Origin of the sequence: Caulobacter rhizosphaerae, from assembly GCF_010977555.1 — a bacterium.
Classification (GTDB): domain Bacteria; phylum Pseudomonadota; class Alphaproteobacteria; order Caulobacterales; family Caulobacteraceae; genus Caulobacter; species Caulobacter rhizosphaerae.
On the sequence record NZ_CP048815.1, the window covers coordinates 3,262,186 to 3,280,078 of the forward strand.

At 70.8% G+C, this 17,893-nt stretch carries 14 protein-coding genes, 1 tRNA gene and 1 pseudogene; 10 read left to right on the forward strand and 6 right to left on the reverse strand.

Features of this window, described 5'->3' with window-relative positions:
• Positions 1-46: 46 nt before the first annotated feature.
• The 7 genes and pseudogenes from G3M57_RS27495 to G3M57_RS14895 form a co-directional block, all read left to right on the forward strand.
• A pseudogene (locus G3M57_RS27495) lies at positions 47-835 on the forward strand (glycoside hydrolase family 27 protein); the annotation flags it as partial.
• 21 nt (positions 836-856) lie between these two features.
• Positions 857-1,120: a hypothetical protein gene (locus G3M57_RS27500; protein ID WP_280115577.1), complete on the forward strand. Its 264-nt coding sequence runs from the start codon at positions 857-859 to the stop codon at positions 1,118-1,120.
• Between the two features lie 35 nt (positions 1,121-1,155).
• Positions 1,156-1,575, forward strand: a complete 420-nt coding sequence (locus tag G3M57_RS14875) for a DUF2946 family protein (protein ID WP_230983799.1) — start codon at positions 1,156-1,158, stop codon at positions 1,573-1,575.
• A gap of 141 nt (positions 1,576-1,716) precedes the next feature.
• Positions 1,717-3,768: a TonB-dependent receptor family protein gene (locus G3M57_RS14880; protein WP_163231419.1), complete on the forward strand. Its 2,052-nt coding sequence runs from the start codon at positions 1,717-1,719 to the stop codon at positions 3,766-3,768.
• A gap of 5 nt (positions 3,769-3,773) precedes the next feature.
• Positions 3,774-5,123, forward strand: coding sequence for a PepSY-associated TM helix domain-containing protein (locus G3M57_RS14885; RefSeq protein WP_308424039.1), 1,350 nt, complete (start codon positions 3,774-3,776; stop codon positions 5,121-5,123).
• A 2-nt stretch (positions 5,124-5,125) separates the two neighbouring features.
• Positions 5,126-5,590 carry a copper chaperone PCu(A)C gene (locus G3M57_RS14890; RefSeq protein ID WP_163231421.1) on the forward strand — a complete coding sequence of 155 codons (465 nt, stop codon included), beginning with the start codon at positions 5,126-5,128 and terminating at the stop codon, positions 5,588-5,590.
• Positions 5,590-6,171: an SCO family protein gene (locus tag G3M57_RS14895; protein ID WP_163231423.1), complete on the forward strand. Its 582-nt coding sequence runs from the start codon at positions 5,590-5,592 to the stop codon at positions 6,169-6,171. The genes G3M57_RS14890 and G3M57_RS14895 overlap by 1 nt, the downstream gene beginning before the upstream one ends.
• Positions 6,172-6,190: 19 nt before the next feature.
• Here G3M57_RS14895 and G3M57_RS14900 read toward each other — a convergent pair.
• The 3 genes from G3M57_RS14900 to G3M57_RS14910 all read right to left on the reverse strand — a co-directional run bounded on the left by G3M57_RS14900 (position 6,191) and on the right by G3M57_RS14910 (position 8,709).
• A tRNA-Cys gene (locus tag G3M57_RS14900) sits at positions 6,191-6,264 on the reverse strand.
• 87 nt (positions 6,265-6,351) lie between these two features.
• Positions 6,352-7,443: a class I SAM-dependent methyltransferase gene (locus G3M57_RS14905; protein WP_163231424.1), complete on the reverse strand. Its 1,092-nt coding sequence runs from the start codon at positions 7,441-7,443 to the stop codon at positions 6,352-6,354.
• Between the two features lie 39 nt (positions 7,444-7,482).
• A complete protein-coding gene (locus G3M57_RS14910; RefSeq protein ID WP_056749888.1) occupies positions 7,483-8,709 on the reverse strand; it encodes a class I SAM-dependent RNA methyltransferase in 1,227 nt (408 codons plus the stop codon).
• Positions 8,710-8,959: 250 nt separating this feature from the next.
• Between G3M57_RS14910 and G3M57_RS14915 the strand changes: the two genes are divergently transcribed.
• Entirely contained in the window at positions 8,960-9,610 is a 651-nt protein-coding gene (locus tag G3M57_RS14915) for a hypothetical protein (RefSeq protein WP_163231426.1), read from the forward strand.
• A 199-nt stretch (positions 9,611-9,809) separates the two neighbouring features.
• Here the strand turns inward: G3M57_RS14915 and G3M57_RS14920 are convergent, their stop codons facing one another.
• Entirely contained in the window at positions 9,810-10,547 is a 738-nt protein-coding gene (locus tag G3M57_RS14920; protein WP_163231428.1) for a TlyA family RNA methyltransferase, read from the reverse strand.
• 100 nt (positions 10,548-10,647) lie between these two features.
• On the opposite strand from G3M57_RS14920, the gene G3M57_RS14925 reads away from it, so the two are divergent.
• Complete coding sequence (locus G3M57_RS14925; protein ID WP_163231430.1) at positions 10,648-12,096, forward strand: amidase; 1,449 nt, start codon at positions 10,648-10,650, stop codon at positions 12,094-12,096.
• A 117-nt stretch (positions 12,097-12,213) separates the two neighbouring features.
• Here G3M57_RS14925 and G3M57_RS14930 read toward each other — a convergent pair whose 3' ends face one another.
• Positions 12,214-13,989, reverse strand: coding sequence for a class I adenylate-forming enzyme family protein (locus tag G3M57_RS14930; RefSeq protein WP_163231432.1), 1,776 nt, complete (start codon positions 13,987-13,989; stop codon positions 12,214-12,216).
• Between the two features lie 897 nt (positions 13,990-14,886).
• On the opposite strand from G3M57_RS14930, the gene G3M57_RS14935 reads away from it, so the two are divergent.
• On the forward strand, positions 14,887-16,002 hold the full coding sequence (locus tag G3M57_RS14935) for an acyltransferase family protein (protein WP_163231435.1): 1,116 nt from the start codon (positions 14,887-14,889) through the stop codon (positions 16,000-16,002).
• A gap of 116 nt (positions 16,003-16,118) precedes the next feature.
• On the opposite strand, the gene recN is transcribed toward G3M57_RS14935, so the two are convergent.
• The gene (gene recN / locus G3M57_RS14940) at positions 16,119-17,831 is read right to left on the reverse strand and encodes a DNA repair protein RecN (protein ID WP_056755636.1); all 1,713 of its coding nucleotides are present in this window, start codon (positions 17,829-17,831) and stop codon (positions 16,119-16,121) included.
• Positions 17,832-17,893 lie beyond the last annotated feature (62 nt).

A 17,893-nucleotide genomic window follows, 5' to 3' on the forward strand; every position in this document is an offset into this window, starting at 1 on the left:
CAAGGACCCGCCCCGGGTCGCCAACGGCCTGGCCAAGACGCCGCCGATGGGCTGGAACAGCTGGAACAAATTCGCCTGCAACATCGATGAGCAGACCGTCCGCCGCATGGCCGACGCCATGGCCGGCAACGGCATGAAGGCGGCCGGCTACCAATACGTGGTGATCGACGACTGCTGGCATGGTCCGCGCGACGCCGGCGGCTTCATCACCTACGACGCTAAGCGCTTTCCCAGCGGCATCAAGGCGCTGTCCGATTATGTGCACGCCAAGGGCTTGAAGTTCGGCATCTATTCGGACGCCGGGCGGCTGACCTGCGGCGGCCGCCCCGGCAGCCAGGGACACGAGTTCCAGGACGCCAAGACCTATGCCGACTGGGGCGTGGACTATCTGAAGTACGACTGGTGCTCGACCGGCACGCGCAACGCCGAGGAAGCCTACACCCTGATGGCCGACGCCTTGCGCTAGACCGGCCGCGACATTGTCTTTTCGATGTGCGAGTGGGGCACGGCCAAGCCCTGGCTGTGGGCCGACAAGGTCGGCAACCTGTGGCGCACCACCGGCGACATCACCGACAAGTGGGACGGCAAGCACGACTACGCCCTCGGCGTTCTGCCCATTCTCGACCTCAACGAACCGCTCCATCCGTTCGCCGGCCCCGGCCACTGGAACGATCCGGACATGCTGGAGGTCGGCAACGGCGGCCTGACCGACACCGAGTACCGCTCGCACTTCAGCCTCTGGGCGCTGATGGCCGCCCCGCTGATCGCCGGCAACGACATCGCCAACATGGACGAGGCCACCCGCGCCATCCTGCTGAACACCGACGTGATCGCCGTGAACCAGGATCCGCTGGGCGTGCAGGGCCGCCGCGTCCGCGACGACGGGGACCTGGAGGTCTGGTCCAAGCCGCTGGCGGACGGAAGCCGGGCGGTGATCCTGTTCAACCGCGGCGCGGCGACCCAGACCATCGCCGTGGACTGGACCGAGCTGGGCTACCCGGCCAGCCTCCAGGCCCAGGTCCGCGACCTGTGGTCCAAGAAGACACTGGGCAAGATGAAGGGGCGGTTCGCCGCGCCGGTCGCCTCGCACGGCGTGGTGATGATCAGGGTCAGCCCCTAGTAGCCTTGCCCGACCGCTTGGGATAAAGCCCGGACGTGACCCGCTCGCCAAGCCTTGGCCGGACCTGGACACGCGGCGTCTTCCTGGCGCTCGCGATCCTGGCGCTCGCCCTGAAGGTCATGGTCCCGGCGGGCTTCATGACCCAAGCCGAGCCGAGGAACGGCCTGCCGTTTGCGCTGGTGCTCTGCACCGGCCAAGGCCCACTGGTCGTCCAACCAGGCGACGCCCTGGACCCTCACGACAAGTCGCCCGCCGACAAGCCGGGCCACGACGCCCCCTGCCCGTTCGCCAGCCATGGCGCGACGGCGCCGCCGCCCAGCACGCTGGCGGTGGCCAAGGTCGAGTTCGTCGCCTATCGGCCCATGGCCCTGGCGCGCGCCGTGGACCCCGTTCCGGGCCGCGGCCTGGCCGCGCCGCCCTTGCCGGCCCGAGGTCCGCCCAGCCTGCTGATCTAGCGCCCGGCCGCTGCGGCGGCCGGCCTGCACGCGCCTGCGCCGTCCGGACGATGTCCGGCGGCCGCCTTCGCGCGTTGCGTCCTCGCACTCCGTTCAGCCTGCTCCGGCCGCGCCCGTCGCGCGCCGAAGGATCCAGATCCGATGAAGTCTTTCCTGCTGGCTTCCACGGCCGCCCTTCTCGCCCTGCCCGCCATCGCCCTGGCCGCGCCGGACGACGCCCCGTCCGCCCGCGAGGTCAGTTCCGTCATCGTCACCGCCCGTCCCGACCCGGAGGACCCGCCCGTGGTCGCCGCTGCCCGTCGGCGCCTGTCCAAAACCCCCGGCGGCGTCACGGTGATCTCCCAGGAGTCCTACGCCAGCCGCCAGGCCCTGGCGCTGGACGACATGCTGCGCGACGCGCCCGGCGTCTACGCCCAGCGCAAGTGGGGCGGCGACGTCCGCATCTCGATCCGCGGCTCGGGCATCGGCAACGCCAGCCACAATCGCGGCCTGCTGCTGGCCCAGGACGGCGTGCCGCTGAACGAGGCCGACGGCTATGGCGACAGCCAGGTCGCCGACCCGCTGAACACCCGCTTCACCGAGGTCTATCGCGGCGGCAACGCCCTGCGCTTCGGCGGCGCCCTGCTGGGCGGGGCGATCAACATGGTCACGCCCACGGGCCGGAACGCCGGATTCGACGAGCAGGTCCGCCTCGACGGCGGCTCCTATGGCCTGCTGCGCGAGCATGTGGCCCTGGCCCGCCAGTCCGGCGACTGGGACGTCTACGCCGCCGCCACCAACCAGACGAGCCAGGGCTGGCGCTCGCAGAGCCAGCAGAACATCCAGTTCGGGTCGCTGAACATCGGCCGCAGCTTCGGCGAAGATCGCGAGGTGCGCTTCGTCGTCAATGGCTCCAACATCAACCAGGAGATCCCCGGCTCGCTGACCCTGGCCCAGTTCGCCGCCAATCCACGCCAGACGGCCGCCGCCAGCGCCGCCAACGACCAGGGCCGCAACCAGCGCGGCCTGCGCGGCTCGCTGCGCACCGCCTGGCGGCTGGACGACCACACCGTGTTCGAGGGCGCGGTCTATGCAGTGTGGAAGGACCTGGACCACCCGATCTTCCAGGTCATTGACCAGCAGAGCCGCAACTACGGCGCCTTCGGCCGGCTGGACTGGGAGGGCGTGCTGGGCGGCCTCAAGGCCGACGCCTATCTGGGCGCCTGGTATCGCCAGGGCGACCTGGATTCGGCCTTCTATACCAACCTCAGGGGGGCTCGCGGCGCCCTGCAGTCGCTGTCGCTGCAGAACGCCAAGGCGGCCGACGTCTTCGCCGAGGGCCGGGTGTTCGCCAGGCCGCATCTGGCCCTGGTCGGCGGCCTGACCTGGGGGATCGCCAAGCGCGACTACCGCAGCTTCGCCGTCCCCGGCGTGGCCACGACCTTCAACCTGGCCGCCGGCAAGGACTACGCCTGGGTCTCGCCGCGCGTCGGCGTGCTGTGGCAAGCCGACGACGGCTCGCAGCTTTTCGCCAACATCACCCGCTCGGTCGAACCGCCCAACTTCAGCTCGCTGTCGCCGAACAATGTCGGCTTCGCCCCGGTGCAGGCCCAGGAAGCCTGGACGGGCGAGGTCGGGGCGCGCGGCCATCGCGGACCGTTCACCTACGACGTGACGCTCTACCGCGCCCATCTCCAGCACGAGCTGCTGCAGTTCGCGGTCGATAGCCAGCACCCGGCCTCGACCTTCAACGCCGACAGGACCATCCACCAGGGGATCGAGGCGGCGCTGGACTGGAAGCTGACCCCGCGCTGGCGCCTGCGCCAGACCTGGACCCTGTCGGACTTCCGCTTCGACGGCGACGCCCAGTACGGCGACAACCGCCTGCCGATCGTGCCTAAGACCTTCTACCGCGCCGAACTGCGCTACGACGACGCGCGTGGCTGGTTCGTGGCCCCGTCGGTCGAGTGGTCGGCCTCCGACCAATGGATCGATTACCAGAACACCAAGGCCGCCCCGTCCTATGCGATCCTCAACCTCAACGCCGGCTGGACGCTGAACGACAGGGTCTCGCTGTTCCTCGACGCCCGGAACCTGGCCGACAAGGCCTATGTCTCCAACGTCCAGGCCGCCACGACCTGGACCCCGGCCACGGCCGCCGTCTGGCCCGGCGACGGCCGCTCGGTGTTCGGCGGCGTCACCGTGTCGTTCTGACCGCCATGACCCATCCCGCCCCCTCGGAACGCCCCGCCGGCCAGGTCTACCGCGCCTTCTGGCGCTGGCACTTCTATGCCGGCCTGCTGGTGCTGCCGGTCCTGATGCTGATGGCCCTGACCGGCGGCCTCTACCTGTTCAAGACCGAGATCAGCGAGGTGCTCTACCGCCGGCTGCTGGTCGCGCCGCAAAGCGCCGCCCATGCGCCGCCCTCGGCCTGGATCGCCAGCGCCGAACGCGGCCTGGGCGGCAAGGTCCTGCAACTGGTCCCGCCGGCCCGGCCCGACCGGTCCGTGCAGATGCTGGTCCAGCGGCCCGGCGGCGAGACGCTCAGCGCCTATGTCGATCCGCACGACGCCCGCCTGCTGGGCTCGACGCCCCAGGGCGGGGTGATGGGGACGATCAAGCGCCTGCACAGCCTCGACCTGTTCGGAACCGTCGCCAACTGGCTGGTCGAGGTCGTCGCCGGCTGGGCCATCGTCCTGGTCGCCACCGGCGTCTTCCTGTGGTGGCCGCGCGGCCAGTCAGGCGGCGTGGTCACGGTGCGCGGTCCGCCCCGCAAGCGGGTGTTCTGGCGCGACCTCCATGCGGTGACCGGCCTGTTCGCCGGCGCGGTGATCGTCTTCCTGGCGGCCACCGGCATGCCGTGGTCGGCCTTCTGGGGCCAGGAGGTCCGCAAGATCACCACCGAAGCGGGCCTCGGCCGCCCCACGCCGCCGACCGGCGGCGGACATCATGCGGTCAACGCCGAAGCCGTGCCCTGGGCGCTGCAGGGCAAGACCATGGACGGCATGGACGGCATGCAGGACATGGACCACGCCATGGCGCCGCTCGGCGTCGACGACATCGTCGCCAGGGTCGACGCCGCCGGCCTGCCCAGGCCCTATGCGCTGTCCCTGCCCAAAGCTCCGGGCAAGGCCTGGTCGGCGGCCTTCATGCCCGATCGGATCGAGAGCACCCGGACCCTCTATCTGGACGGACTGACCGGAAGGCCCCTGGCCGACATCGGCTACGCCGACTTCGGACCCGCGGCCAAGGCCATCGAGTGGGGCGTCGCCGTCCACCAGGGCCAGCAGTTCGGCCTGGCCAACAAGCTGGTCATGCTGGCCGGGTGCGTCGCCGTCTGGCTGCTGGGACTGTCGGCCGTGGTCATGTGGTGGAAGCGCCGGCCGAGGGGACGACTGGCCGCGCCGCCGGCTCCGGCCGACCGCCGCGCCTATGGTGGCCTGGCCCTGGTCGTCGTCCCCCTCGCCCTTCTCTACCCGCTCGTCGGCGCCTCGCTTCTGGCGGTGCTAACCCTCGACATCGCCCTGCGCCGGCTGATCCCGACCGCGCGCCTCAAGACGGAAGTTTGATCATGAAGCCCTTCCTCGCTACCCTCGCCGTCACCGCCCTGGCGGTTCCCTCGCTCGCCGCCGCTGCTTTGCCAGCCGTCAAGGTCACGGACGCCTGGTGCCGGGCCGCGCCCAAGGGCGCCCTGGCCGGAGGCTGCTACGTCACCCTGACGGCCAGCGCCGACGATCGCCTGGTCGCCGTCGAGACCACTGCGGCCGGCCGCGCCGAGATCCACACCATGTCGATGGCCGGCGGGGTGATGCGGATGCGCCAGCTGGCCGACGGCGTCGCCCTGCCGGCCGGCAAGCCCGTCGCCCTCAAGCCCGGCGCCGAGCACCTGATGCTGATCGGGCCGAAGATCGCCCTGACGCCCGGCGCCAAGGTCGCCCTGACCCTGCGCTTCAAGTCCGCGCCGCCCGTTACCGTGACCGCGCCGGTCAAGACCGCGCCGACGCCGGCCATGAGCATGCCGATGGGAGGCCACTGATGACCTCGTGGAAAGCCGCCGCCCTCGCCGCGATCCTGGTCTGCGCCCCCCTCGCCGCCTGCGACAAGCCCGCCGAGCACGCCAGCCAAAGCTCGACGGTCCAGATCGGCGGTCCGTTCCAGCTGGTCGACATGAACGGACGGCCGGTCACCGAGAAGACGCTGCTGGGCAAGCCCACGGCGATCTTCTTCGGCTTCACCTACTGCCCCGAGGTCTGCCCGACCACCATGGCCGAGATGACCGCCTGGCTGAAGGCGCTGGGACCGGAGGCCGACAAGCTGAACGTGGTCTTCGTCTCGGTCGATCCCGAGCGCGACACCCCCGAACAGCTGAAGCTCTACCTGTCCAACTTCGACCGCCGCATCCAGGGCTTCACCGGCACGCCGGAGAACATCGCCAAGACCGCCAAGGCCTATCGCGTCTACTACCAGAAGGTGGCGACGGACGGCGGCGGCTACACGCTGGACCATTCCTCGGCGACCTACCTGTTCGACGCCCAGGGCCGGTTCGTCGAGCCGATCGGCTATGGCGGCCCGCCTGAGCGCGGCCTGGGCCAGTTGAGGGCCTTGCTGAAGGGATAAGTCACAGGAGGGAGGAAGGTGGAGGCCCGGCCCGGAATCGAACCGGGGTGCACGGATTTGCAATCCGCTGCGTCACCACTCCGCCACCGGGCCATCCGGGTCAACGCAAGCTGCGTCGGCGAAGAGGTCGGTTCGAATACAGGAGCCCGCCGCCCTAGGCAATGGCCATCAAGCTGTTGATCACCAGGGTTTCTCGAGCAGCAGCGCCTTGGTCAGGAAGGCCTGGTCCTGCCCGGCCACGCTTAGGCCCGCCGCGCCGAACAGGGCCGGCAGGTCCGCCTGAGCGTAGGTCGAATAATAGGGCTCGTGGAAATAGGCCGGGAACGCCTCTAGCAGCCGCGACAGGTCGGGCTCGTCGATCGGCTGGACCGAATCGGCGAAGGCCAGCACGCCGCCGGGCTTGAGCACCCGAGCGATCTCGGCGGCCACCACGGGACGCACCCGCGGCGGCAGCTCGTGGAACAGGTAGACGCAGGTCACGGCATCCAGGCTGGCGTCGGCGAACGGCAGGTGCTCGGCGTTGGCCTGCAACCCACCCCGCCCCGAGCGGCTGCGGGCGGCGGCCAGATAGGCCCGCGACAGGTCCAGGCCGGCGATCGCCGCGCGAGGAAAGGCCGCGTCCAGGTCGGCCAGGAAGGCGCCCGAACCGCAGGCCAGGTCGACCACCTTGAGCCTGCGCTGGTCCTGGCCGCGCCAGCGGCGGGCCAGCAGCGACAGGGCCCGGCGGCGCATGGCCCCGGCCGCGCCGGAGAACAGCGCCTCGACCTGGGCCTCGTAGCGGCGGGCGCTGGCGTCGGTGAACCAGCCGCCGGACTGGTAGTGGAAGTTCTGCCGGTAGTAGTTGGGATAGCCCTCGGTTCCGGCTTCGTCGCGCACCTCCACCCCGTCGCCTCGGCGGCGACGCTGGTCGACGGCGCGGGCGTCGGCGATGACGTCCAGGGCCTGGCGGAAGGCGTCGGCGGGGTTGCGGGGTCCATCCCCGGTCGGCGGATAGAGGCCGGCGGCGACGTCGGCGGCGTCCTTGTCAAAGGCGGTCAGATAGGCCTTGCGCAGCCGGGCGGCCGAGACGGGCGGGCCCTGCGGCTCGAACCGGGCCTTGGCCTCGCCGCGCGTCGGCTGGGCCAGGGCGCGTGTGACGCTCCCGGCGGCGGTCCACCAGGCGGCCTTGACCGCCGCCCGGGCCCGCTGGCTGGCGCCGTCCAACGTGAAGGCGCCGCGCCCCTTCGGGATGGCCTCCCGGGGCTCGCCCGACTTGCCGGATCGCTCGTCCATGACCGTCTCCCGGACGGCTGCTCGTGGAGGAGGACCGTCCTACCGCGAAAACACGCCGACCAGTTCAATATGGGGCGACCACAGGAACTGGTCCACCGGCAAGACCCGCTCCAGGCGGAAACCGGCGTCGGTCAGCACCTTGGCGTCGCGGGCGAAGGTGGCGGGATTGCACGAGACGCCGACCACGCGGGCCACCTTGGACTTGGCGATCTCGACATGCTGCTCGAAGGCCCCGGCCCGGGGCGGGTCGAGCACGGCGACGTCGACCTTGTTCAGCTCGGTCGACAGCACCGGCCGGCGGGTCAGATCGCGGGCCTCGGCGGTGATCGCCTTCAGCCCGTTGGCCGTGCCCAGCGCCCCCTTCAGGGCGGCGATGGCGGGCGCCGAGCTGTCGGCGGCGTGGACGCTGCCCACCTCGGCCAGCCGGAAGGTGAAGGTGCCCACGCCGCTGAACAGGTCGACGATCCGCGACGCGCCCCGGGCCGCCTCGACCGCGAACTCGACCATGGCCTTCTCGGCCTGGGGCACGGCTTGGAGAAAGCTCCCGGCCGGCAGGGCGACCACGGCCGGACCCAGCTTCACCATCGGCTGGCGGGCCATGTAGATCATCTCGCCGGCCATGGTGACCCGGGCGAAGTCGTGCTCGCCGGCGATCATGGCGGCGCGGACCCTGGCGTCGGCCGACAGCCCGCCGCTCTTGGCCTCGACGCCGGTGACGTCGATGTCCAGCCCCGTGGCGGTCAGGGTCACGTGCAGCGTCGGGGCCGACTTGGGATGTTCCAGGAACGGCGCGGCCAGCCGGGCCAAGGCCGGAAAGGCCGCGACCAGCTTGGGGTTTGACACCGGGCAGGTCTCGATCCGGGCCAGGTTCCACGACCGGCGCTCCTTGAAGCCCAGTCGGGCGCCGCCCTTGCCGCCCCGGGCGTGCAGCGCCACGCGACGGCGCGAGGCCGGCGGCGAGGCGAAGGTCGGCAAGACCTCGGTTTCCAGTCCCTCGCGGGCCAGCTGGAACCGCACCTGCTCGCGCTTCCACTCCAGATAGGGCGCGGCGTCCCAGTGCTGGAAGGCGCAGCCGCCGCAGACGCCGAAGTGCGGGCATGGCGGCAGGACGCGGTCGGGGCTGGGCTCCAGCACCTCGACCAGTTCGCCGCGAGCGCCGGTCATCTCGGCGGTGATCCGCTCGCCCGGCAGGGTCAGGGGGACGAAAGAGCCCTCGGCGATGCCGTCGCCCTGGGCGCCGACCGCCTGGATCCTCAGTTCACGCATGGACAGTCCAATTCGACAGGCGGAACCTTCACCGGTCCGCGCCATTTCTGTTATGATGTTCGGGACGGCGCCCGCCATGCCCGCGCCACGATCGACACGGACAAGATTTCGGACGCTCCCATAGCCTATTCGGAGCGAATGCGCGTGAACGAAGATGAACGGGTCGCTCAACAGCCATTCATCAAAGGCTTGGCAATTTAGACGTTAAGGCGGGTCCGACTCTCGGCGGCCCCGGTCGGAGGAGTTTCTCATGATGTTCAAGACCGTTCTCGGCGTCGCCGCCGCGGCCGCCCTCGCCGGCGCGCTGGCCCCGACGATGGCCTCGGCCCAGGCCTATGGCGCCTATGGCAACGCCGGCGCCTACGGCGGTGGCGGCGCTTATGACAATAACGGCTACTATTACGATCCCTGCCGCCGCAGCACGACGCAGCGCGGCACGGGCGGCGGCCTGGCCGGGGCCGGCATCGGCGCCGCCATCGGCAGCGGCGTGGCCGCCAAGGGCGCCCGCACCGAAGGCGCCGTGCTCGGCGGCGTGCTCGGCGCGATCGCCGGTTCGGCCATCGGCCGCAACTCGGCGGCCTGCTCGCCGGGCGCCGCCCCGCCGCCGCCGCCTCCCCCGTCCTACAACCAGGGCGCCTACAACCAGCCCTATGACAACAGCTATGACCGCGGCTACGAGGATCGCGGCTATTCCGGGCGTTACGAGGACAGCCGCTATGGCGATCGTCGCGACGGCTACACCTACGAGTCCGAACGCTCCTACAGCGTGACCGACAGCCGCGCCGACGCCAACGGCTGCACCTTGGCCGAAAGCCCGATCTACCTGCCCGACGGCCGCACCCAGAAGCGCTTCGTCCGCGTCTGCCCCGACGCCTCGGGCCGCTACCAGGTCGTCGACTAGGCGATCCGAGGTTTCAGTCGAACCAAATGGGAGCCGCCGGCGTTCGCGCCGGCGGCTTTCCTTTGGCCTAAGGCTGGCTAGCGAATGGCCGTCGTCCTTAGACAGGCTCAGGATGAGGACCAATGCTCCAATCGTAGCCGTAGAAAACCTCATCCTGAGCTTGTCGAAGGACGAGGTTTCGCTTCCGAAGCTCGATTGATCAGCCTTGATCCTTCACCGCCCACAGCAGGTGCTCGACCTGGCCATCGCCGCCGGCGATCGGGCTGGGGGCAAGGCCTCTGACCGTCCAGCCGGCCGCCTCGACGAAGGCTGAAACCGAGGCGATGCAGTCGGCGATGATCGCCGGATCCTTGACCAGTCCGCCCTTGCCCACCCGGTCGCGACCTGCCTCGAACTGCGGCTTGATCAGGCTGACCAGGTCGGCGCCCGCCGCGGCCAGGTCCAGGGCCACGGGCAGACACTTCTCCACCGAGATGAAGCTGACGTCGCTGACCACCAGGCTGGGCGCCTCATCCAGATGCCCCTCGTCCAGCGCCCGGGCGTCGACGCCGGAACGGTCGACCACCCGCGGATCGGCGGCGATGCGCGGATGCAGCTGCTCGCGGCCGACATCGACGGCATAGACCTTGGCCGCGCCCTTGGACAGCAGCACCTCGGTGAAGCCGCCAGTCGAGGCCCCGACGTCCAGGGCGACCTTGCCCTCGACGGTGATCGGCCAAAGCTCCAGGGCGTGGGCCAGCTTCAGGGCGCCGCGCCCAACCCACGGGAAGGCAGCGACGCCTTCCAGCACGGCGGTCGGCTCCAGTTCCTGCGAGGGCTTGGTCACCAGCTTGCCGTCGGCCTTGACCGCCCCGGCCTCGATGGCGGCGCGGGCCTTGGCCCGGCTGTCGAACAGGCCGGACTCGACCAGCAGGATGTCGGCGCGTTTGCGTTTCATCGGCGGGCTGTAGCACGACTTGCGGCCGGCGCGCCTTCCGGTTCACAGTGATCGGCGTTCACCGACGCGCCCGAGACGTCGGGACGCCCGAGGAAACCCGATGGACACTCGCCATGGCCTGACCGCCGCGCCCGCTTCCCAGGCCGCCTGGACGCTCGACGCCACCGAGATCGCCGACCGCATCCGAACCCGGGCGGCCAGCGCCGTGGAGGTCGTCGAAAAGGCCGTGCGCGACGCCGAGGCCCTGGACGGCGCCCTGGGCGTGTTGGTCACCGCCGACTTCGACCGGGCGATCGACAAGGCCAAACGCCTGGACCAGGGCCAGGGCGACCGCGGCGCGCCGTTCGCCGGCGTGCCGTTCCTGGTCAAGGACCTCAACGACTATGCCGGCCTGCCCACCCGGTCGGGTTCGCGGGCCATGCTGGGCCTGCCGCCCGCCGCGACCCAGGACGGCTATTGCGACGCCTTCGACAGGGCGGGGCTGGTGGTGATCGGCAAGTCGGCCACGCCGGAATACGGCTTTCTGCCGACCACCGAGCCGGTGGCCTTTCCGCCGACCCGCAACCCCTGGAACCCGGCCCACAGCAGCGGCGGCTCGTCCGGCGGGGCGGCGGCGGCCACGGCGGCGGGGATCGTTCCGTTCGCCCACGCCAATGACGGCGGCGGCTCGATCCGCATTCCCGCCGCCTGCTGCGGCCTGTTCGGGCTGAAGCCGTCGCGCCACCGGATGCCGCCCAGCCGGCCGCCGCTGCGGGCCGTGGACCTGGCGGTCGAGCACTGTGTGTCGCGCAGCGTCCGCGACAGCGCCGCCCTGTTCGCCGCCACCGAACAGGCCGCTGGTCCCCTGCCCGCCGTCGGCCGGGTGGCCGGACCGAGCCAAAGGCGGCTGCGGGTCGGGCTGGTCACCGAGACCCAGCTGGGCGTCCAGCCGGACGCCGAGGTTCGCGCCGCCGCCGAGGCCGCGGCCAAGCTGATGGAGTCCTTGGGGCACCAGGTCGAGCCGACCCAGTGGCCGACCAACGGTCCGGTCTTCGCCCTGGACTTCCTGGCCGTCTGGGCCAGCGCCGGGGCCGAGCTGGTCGATTTCGTCGCCCAGGCGATCGGTCGCCGGCCCGACGAGACCCTGCTGGAGCCGTTCACCCTGGCCCTGGCCGAGCTGTTCGGCGGCCTGCCCGAAGGCGGGTTGGAGCAGTCGGTCGCCCGCCTGAACGCCGACGCCCAGGCCTATGACCGCTGGTTCGACCGCCATGACGTGATCCTCTCGCCGGTGCTGGGCCAGCCGCCCGCGCCGCTGGGCTGGGTGGCGCCGACCGTCTCGATCCCCGACCTGACCGAGCGCCTGAACGCCTATGTGGGCTACACCACCCTGCACAACGTGGCCGGCGCGCCGGCGATGAGCGTCCCGCTGCACTGGACCGCCGACGGCCTGCCCGTGGGCGTGCAGTTCGCCGCCCGGGCCGGGGACGAGCGGACACTGTTCGAACTGGCCTATGAACTGGAAGCGGCCCAGCCCTGGGCCTGGCGGCGGCCGGGGATCAGCGTCGGCTAGCACGTTGCGTCCTTCGAGGCCCGCTGCGCGAGCGCCTCAGGATGAGAAACTTTTGCTGAAGTCCTCATCCTGAGAGGCGAGGCGTAGCCGAGCCCCGAAGGACGCACGGCGCCCGCCCTACCCCTCGATGAACACCTTCTTCAGCTCGTTCTTCATGATCTTGCCGTTGGCGTTGCGCGGCAGGGTCTCGGGCCAGAAGAGCACCTTGACCGGCACCTTGAAGGCGGCCAGGCGGTCGGCGACGAAGGCCCGCAGTTCGGCCTCGGTAGCCTCGGTCCCAGGCTTCAGGGTCACGACGGCGGCCGGCTCCTCGCCCAGGGTCTTGTGCGGGATCCCCACCAGGGCCGCGTCCATGATCGCCGGGTGCTCGTACAGCAGGTTCTCGACCTCGATGCAGTAGATGTTCTCGCCGCCGCGGATCAGCATGTCCTTGGCCCGGTCGATGATGTAGCAGAAACCCTCCTCGTCCAGCCGCGCCAGGTCGCCGGTGCGCACCCAGCCGTCGATGAAGGTCTGGGCGGTGGCCTCGGGCTTGTTCCAGTAGCCCTTCACCACCTGCGGGCCCTTGCACCACAGTTCGCCGACCTCGCCGATCGGCAGCTCGCGATACGGCGCCTCCAGGGTCATGATCTTCAGGTCGGTGACCGGCACGGCCGGGCCGCAGCTGTCGGGACGGTTCTCGTAGTCCTCGGCCGAGTTGCTGGTGGCGGTGGCCGAGGTCTCGGTCATGCCCCAGCCGTTACCCGGCAGCGACTTGGGCCAGATCTCCTTGATCTTGCGCACCAGCTCGGGCGCCGAGGGCGCGCCGCCATAGGCCACGGTCTCCAGCGACGACAGGTCGTAGTTGGGACGGCTGGGATGCTCGATGATCTGCCAGGCGATGGTGGGCACGCCGCCCATCTGGGTCAGCTTCTCGTCCTGGATCAGCTGCATGGCCTTTTCCGGGTCCCACTTGCGGATCATGGCCAGCTTGGCGCCGCCGAACAGCGAGGGGTTCAGCACCGCGAAGCAGCCGGTGGCGTGGAAGAACGGCACCGAGATCAGCGAGCCCTTCTGCGGCAGGGTGGGATCGGGCTGGGGCGGGACCTCGCCGCGCCGCAGGTAGCCCCGGGCCGTCGCCGCGCCGGTGGCGAAGATATTGCTGTTGACGTTGCGATGGGTGCCCAGCGCCCCCTTCGGCTTGCCCGTCGTGCCGGAGGTGTAGAAGATCGTCGCGTCGTCCTCGGGGCCCAGCTCGACGGTCGGCAGCGGTTTTTCGTCCAGCTTGATCCAGTCGTTGGGACAGCCGATCACGCCTTCCAGCCGCTTGACGTAGGGGTGGGCGATCTCCTCCTTGGAACGGCTGACATAGACGCGCTTGAGGTCGGGGCAGTTGTGCAGGTGCTCGGCCAGGCGTTCGAAGCGCTCGACGTCCATCACCGCCACCGAGGCGCCGCTGTCGACCAGGCCGTATTCCAGCTCCTGGCCGGTCCACCAGGCGTTCAGCGGGGTCAGGATCGCGCCCAGCGACAGGCCGGCATAGAAGGCGACCGGCCATTCGGGCAGGTTGCGCATGATCAGGGCGACCCGGTCGCCCTTCTTCACCCCCGCCGCCGCCAGCTCGGCGGCGAACACGGTCACGGCGCGATAGAAGGCCTCGAAGCTGACCCGCTCGTCGTCATGGACCAGGAAAATCTTGTCGCCATGGGTGCGGCCGATCAGCAGGGTGTCGCGCAGGGTGGGTGGGCAGTGCTTCCAGACCCGGGTCGGAACGCCGCGAATCTCGATCTCCTCCATCTCGCCGGGCGAGCCCGGGGCGGTGATCAGGGCGTAGGCCTGCTTGACCGACATGGCGGGCCAGGGGATGGCGGCGGGGGTCGGCGCGGCGTTGGGCGCGGTGGCGGCCTGGGTCATCGTTACTCTCCCGGTCTATGGTCGCGCTTCGCTGGCCGAGCACGTTTCCCCACGAGAAAGCACAGGCCGGGGCGGGATGCAAACGTCTGTTCGAACCTAAGGGAACAACGATAAGTTAGAGGTGCGGACGGGAGGCCCAGGCGTCGCGGCTCACGCCCTTGCCCCCTACGGACCGCTTCGCGGTCGTCTTCCCCCAGAGGAGGAAGAGCGCTCCGCCCCCTATGGGGGCGGACAGACCGCGAAGCGGTCAGGTGGGGGCAAGTGGTCGCCGCCTCACGCGATCTCTCGCTGAGCTGATGGAAAGGGACGCGGAGCGCCGGACATCGTCCGGAGGTCTTTGATAAATACCGTTTCGACGAAGCCACCGCTCCGCGCGATGCGTTTTCCGCCAGCGTCCGGTGGGCAGCCCTGTTGAGGCTTAGCCGGACCCGGTCTCGATCCCTTTCGGGAGAAACCGGACGCCGGGGGCGCGGGCCTATGGGCATACTCGCGCTTTATCCCCGTTCGACGCCGACGACGGGCGGGCTTCCCAACGATGGAAGGCCCCGGACACGCTGGAGTAACCCCCTCCAGCCCAGTCCCGCTCGATCGCCCCCCCGCCGCCGCATCGGTCGCTGGCCATGCGCCCTTTCCCTGCAACGAGGTGGGTACAGGATACGGGCGGTTTGGAGGGGTGGGGATCAAATCGGGTTGAGAAAGTTCAGGGCGTTGATTTTGCTCGTGTCTGTCGCCGATACCCCGAGGATAAGCGCACGACTGGGGACACGCCCTCCCGGCGTGTCCCCGACCGCTTGGTCGGTGCGAGATCTGGGGACACGCCGCAAGGGCGTGTCCCCGCGGCGTACAAGGCCACGCTGGCCCAAACCTTGCTCCCACACGGGAAAGGAGCTTCGCCGCATGTCCCAGACCGTCTCCACGTCCCAGAACGGCCCAGGCCTGTCCCGTGGCGGCGCCCTGGACCTGCTGCGGTTCGTCGCGGCCCTGTTCATCGTGCTCTACCACGTGGCGGAGCGGGCCCCCGTGTCGCTGTTCGCCCTGCATCCGGCCCTGGGCCGCGGCTATCTGGCCACCGATTTCTTCCTGATGCTGTCGGGCTATGTGCTGGCCCGCACCTATGGACCGCGTCTCCTGGGCCAGGACGTCACCACCGGCGAGTTCCTCAAGCGCCGCATCCTGCGCATCTGGCCGGCCCACCTGGTGATGCTGGTGCTGTTCGTGGCCTTCGTCCTGGGGACCGCCGCCGTCGGCCTGGCGCCGCAGAACCCGCAGTGGTTCCAGTGGAATCAGCTGCTGCCGCAGGTCTTCCTGATGCAGGCCTGGTTCGTGCCCGGCCCGTCGGGCTGGAACATGCCGACCTGGACCCTGTCGGCCCTGATCGTCTGCTATGCCGGCTTCCCGGCCGCCTGGCGGACCACCGCCAGGATCCGCTCGCCCTGGACCACCCTGCTGATCGGCGTGGCGATCTTCCTGGCCGTGGACTACGCCGCCAAGGCGGTGACCGGCATTCCCGGTCACCAGCTGCCGCTGCGGTTCGGCCTGGTGCGCGGAATCCCGCTGTTCATCCTCGGCATGCTGCTCGCCCGCCTGCCGACGGCGATTTCGTCCCGTTGGGCCGACGGCTTGGCCATCGCGGCGGGCGTCGGCGTCGTCGCCCTGCAAGTCTTCGGCCGCTTCGACCATGCCAGCCTGGCCCTGCTGGGCCTGCTGATCTACGCCGCCGGCGCTTCGGGCGCCAAGGGCTGGGGCTGGGCCGGCCTGGCCGGACGCCTGTCGTTCTCGCTGTTCCTGACCAACCAGCTGGTCGCCGTGGTCTGGTTCGGCCTGCTGCGCGCCGTGGCCGGCAAGCTGGGCCTGGAGGGTCCGCTGCTGTGGGCCGCCTGGGCCATGGCCTTGCCCGCCTGCGTCGTGGCCGCCTGGCTGTTCGAGCGCTTCGTCGACACCCCGCTGCAGGCCTGGATCAAGGGCTGGTCGCGCAAGGATCTGGCGCCCAAGGCCGAGCCGGCGCTGGCCTAGCCGCCCTGCATCCTTCGAGGCTCGCCCGTGGCTCGCACCTCGGGATGAGGACCACTTTTGCACTGAATTCCTCATCCTGAGGCGCCCGCGCAGCGGGCCTCGAAGGATGCAGGGCCTCAGCCGATCAGCGCCTTGGCTGCGGCGCGGGCGGCCTCGGTGACCTCGGCGCCGGACAGCATGCGGGCGATCTCTTCCTGGCGTTCGGCGGCCGACAGCGGCTCGACGCGGGTGCGGGTCGAGGTGTCGTCGCCGGACTTGGAAATCCGCCAATGGGCGTCGGCCCGCGCGGCGACCTGGGCCGAGTGGGTGACGACCAGGACCTGGGCCCCCTGCCCGTTCGAGCCATGGGCCAGGCGCTTGAGCCGCAGGCCCACCGCATCGGCCACGGCCCCGCCGACGCCCTGGTCGACCTCGTCGAAGATCATCAGCGGCTGGGGCCCCTCACCGCGCCCAGCCAGGGCGGCCTTCAGGGCCAGGGCGAAGCGGGCCAGTTCGCCGCCCGAGGCGATGGCCTCCATCGGCCCGAACGGCGCGCCGGGATTGGTCGAGATCTCGAAGGCCACGCGGTCGATCCCGGTGGGGCCGGCGCGGTCCTCGTCCAGCGGCTCGACGGCCACGCGGAAGCGGGCCTTTTCCAGCTTCAGCGGCGCCAGCTCGGCCTCGACGGCGGCGGCCAGCCGGTCGCCGGCGGCCCGGCGCTCGGCCGACAGCGCCTGGGCGGCGTAGAGATAGGCGTCGCGGGCGTCGGCCGCGTCGCGCTCGGCGGCCGTCAGGGCCTCGGCCGAGGACTCGATGGCCTGCAGCTGGGCGGCGAATTCGGCGCGCTTGCCGGGCAGCAGCTCGACGGCGACGTTCAGTTTGCGGGCCATCCCGCGCAGAGCGAACAATCGCTCCTCGGCCTTTTCCAGCCGGTCGGGCTCGAATTCGAAGCCCTCGGCGGCGGCGTCGATGGCGGCGGCGGCCTCCTGGGCCTCGACCAGGGCGCGGTCGACCGCCTCGCAGGCGGCGGCCAGCTTGGTGACGGCCGGGCCATCGGCGGGCGCGCCGGCCTGGATGGCCCGCTCGCGGGCGCGTTCCAGGGCGCGGAAGGCGCTGGCCAGCTTGCCCGACAGGGCGTCGCCGCCCAGGGCCTCGCTGGCCGCGGCGATATCGGCCAGGGCCTTCTCGGCCGAGCCCAGCAGGGCCCGCTCCTCGGCCAGGGCCGTCTCCTCGCCCTCGCGCGGGTCCAGCCGGTCCAGCTCCGACAGCCGCAGGGTCAGTTCCTCGGTCTCGGCGGCGGCGCGGTCGGCCAGGTCGCGCAGGGCGGCGGCCTTTTCGCGGGCGGCGCGCCAGGCGCTCCAGGCCGAGGCCACGGTCGCGACGCGAACCTGCCCGAAGGCGTCCAACAGATTGCGGTGGGTGCGCACGTCCAGCAGGCCGACCGTCTCGTGCTGGCCGTGGACCTCCAGCAGCAGGGCGCCCAGGTCCTTGAGCACGCCGACGCTGGTGGCCTGGTCGTTGACGAAGGCGCGGCTGCGGCCGTCGGGCGACAGCTGGCGGCGCAGGACCAGGTCCTCGTCGCGGGCGTAGTCCAGGCCCTTGTCGTCGAGATAGGCGAAGGCCGCATGGTCGGCCGGCAGGGCGAAGATGGCCGTGGCGCTGGCGTGGCCCGCAGCCCCCCGACGAACGAGGCCGGCGTCGGCCCGGGCGCCCGTGGCCAGGCCCAGGGCGTCCAGGATGATCGACTTGCCCGCCCCGGTCTCGCCGGTCAGGGCGGTCAGGCCCGGACCGATGGCCAGGTCCAGGCTCTCGATGAGCACGACGTCGCGGATGGAGAGACCGATCAGCATGAGCCCTAGGATCGCCGGGAATCACGGTTTTTCATAGTAGGCTTGTTCTCGTGGCGTTCTCG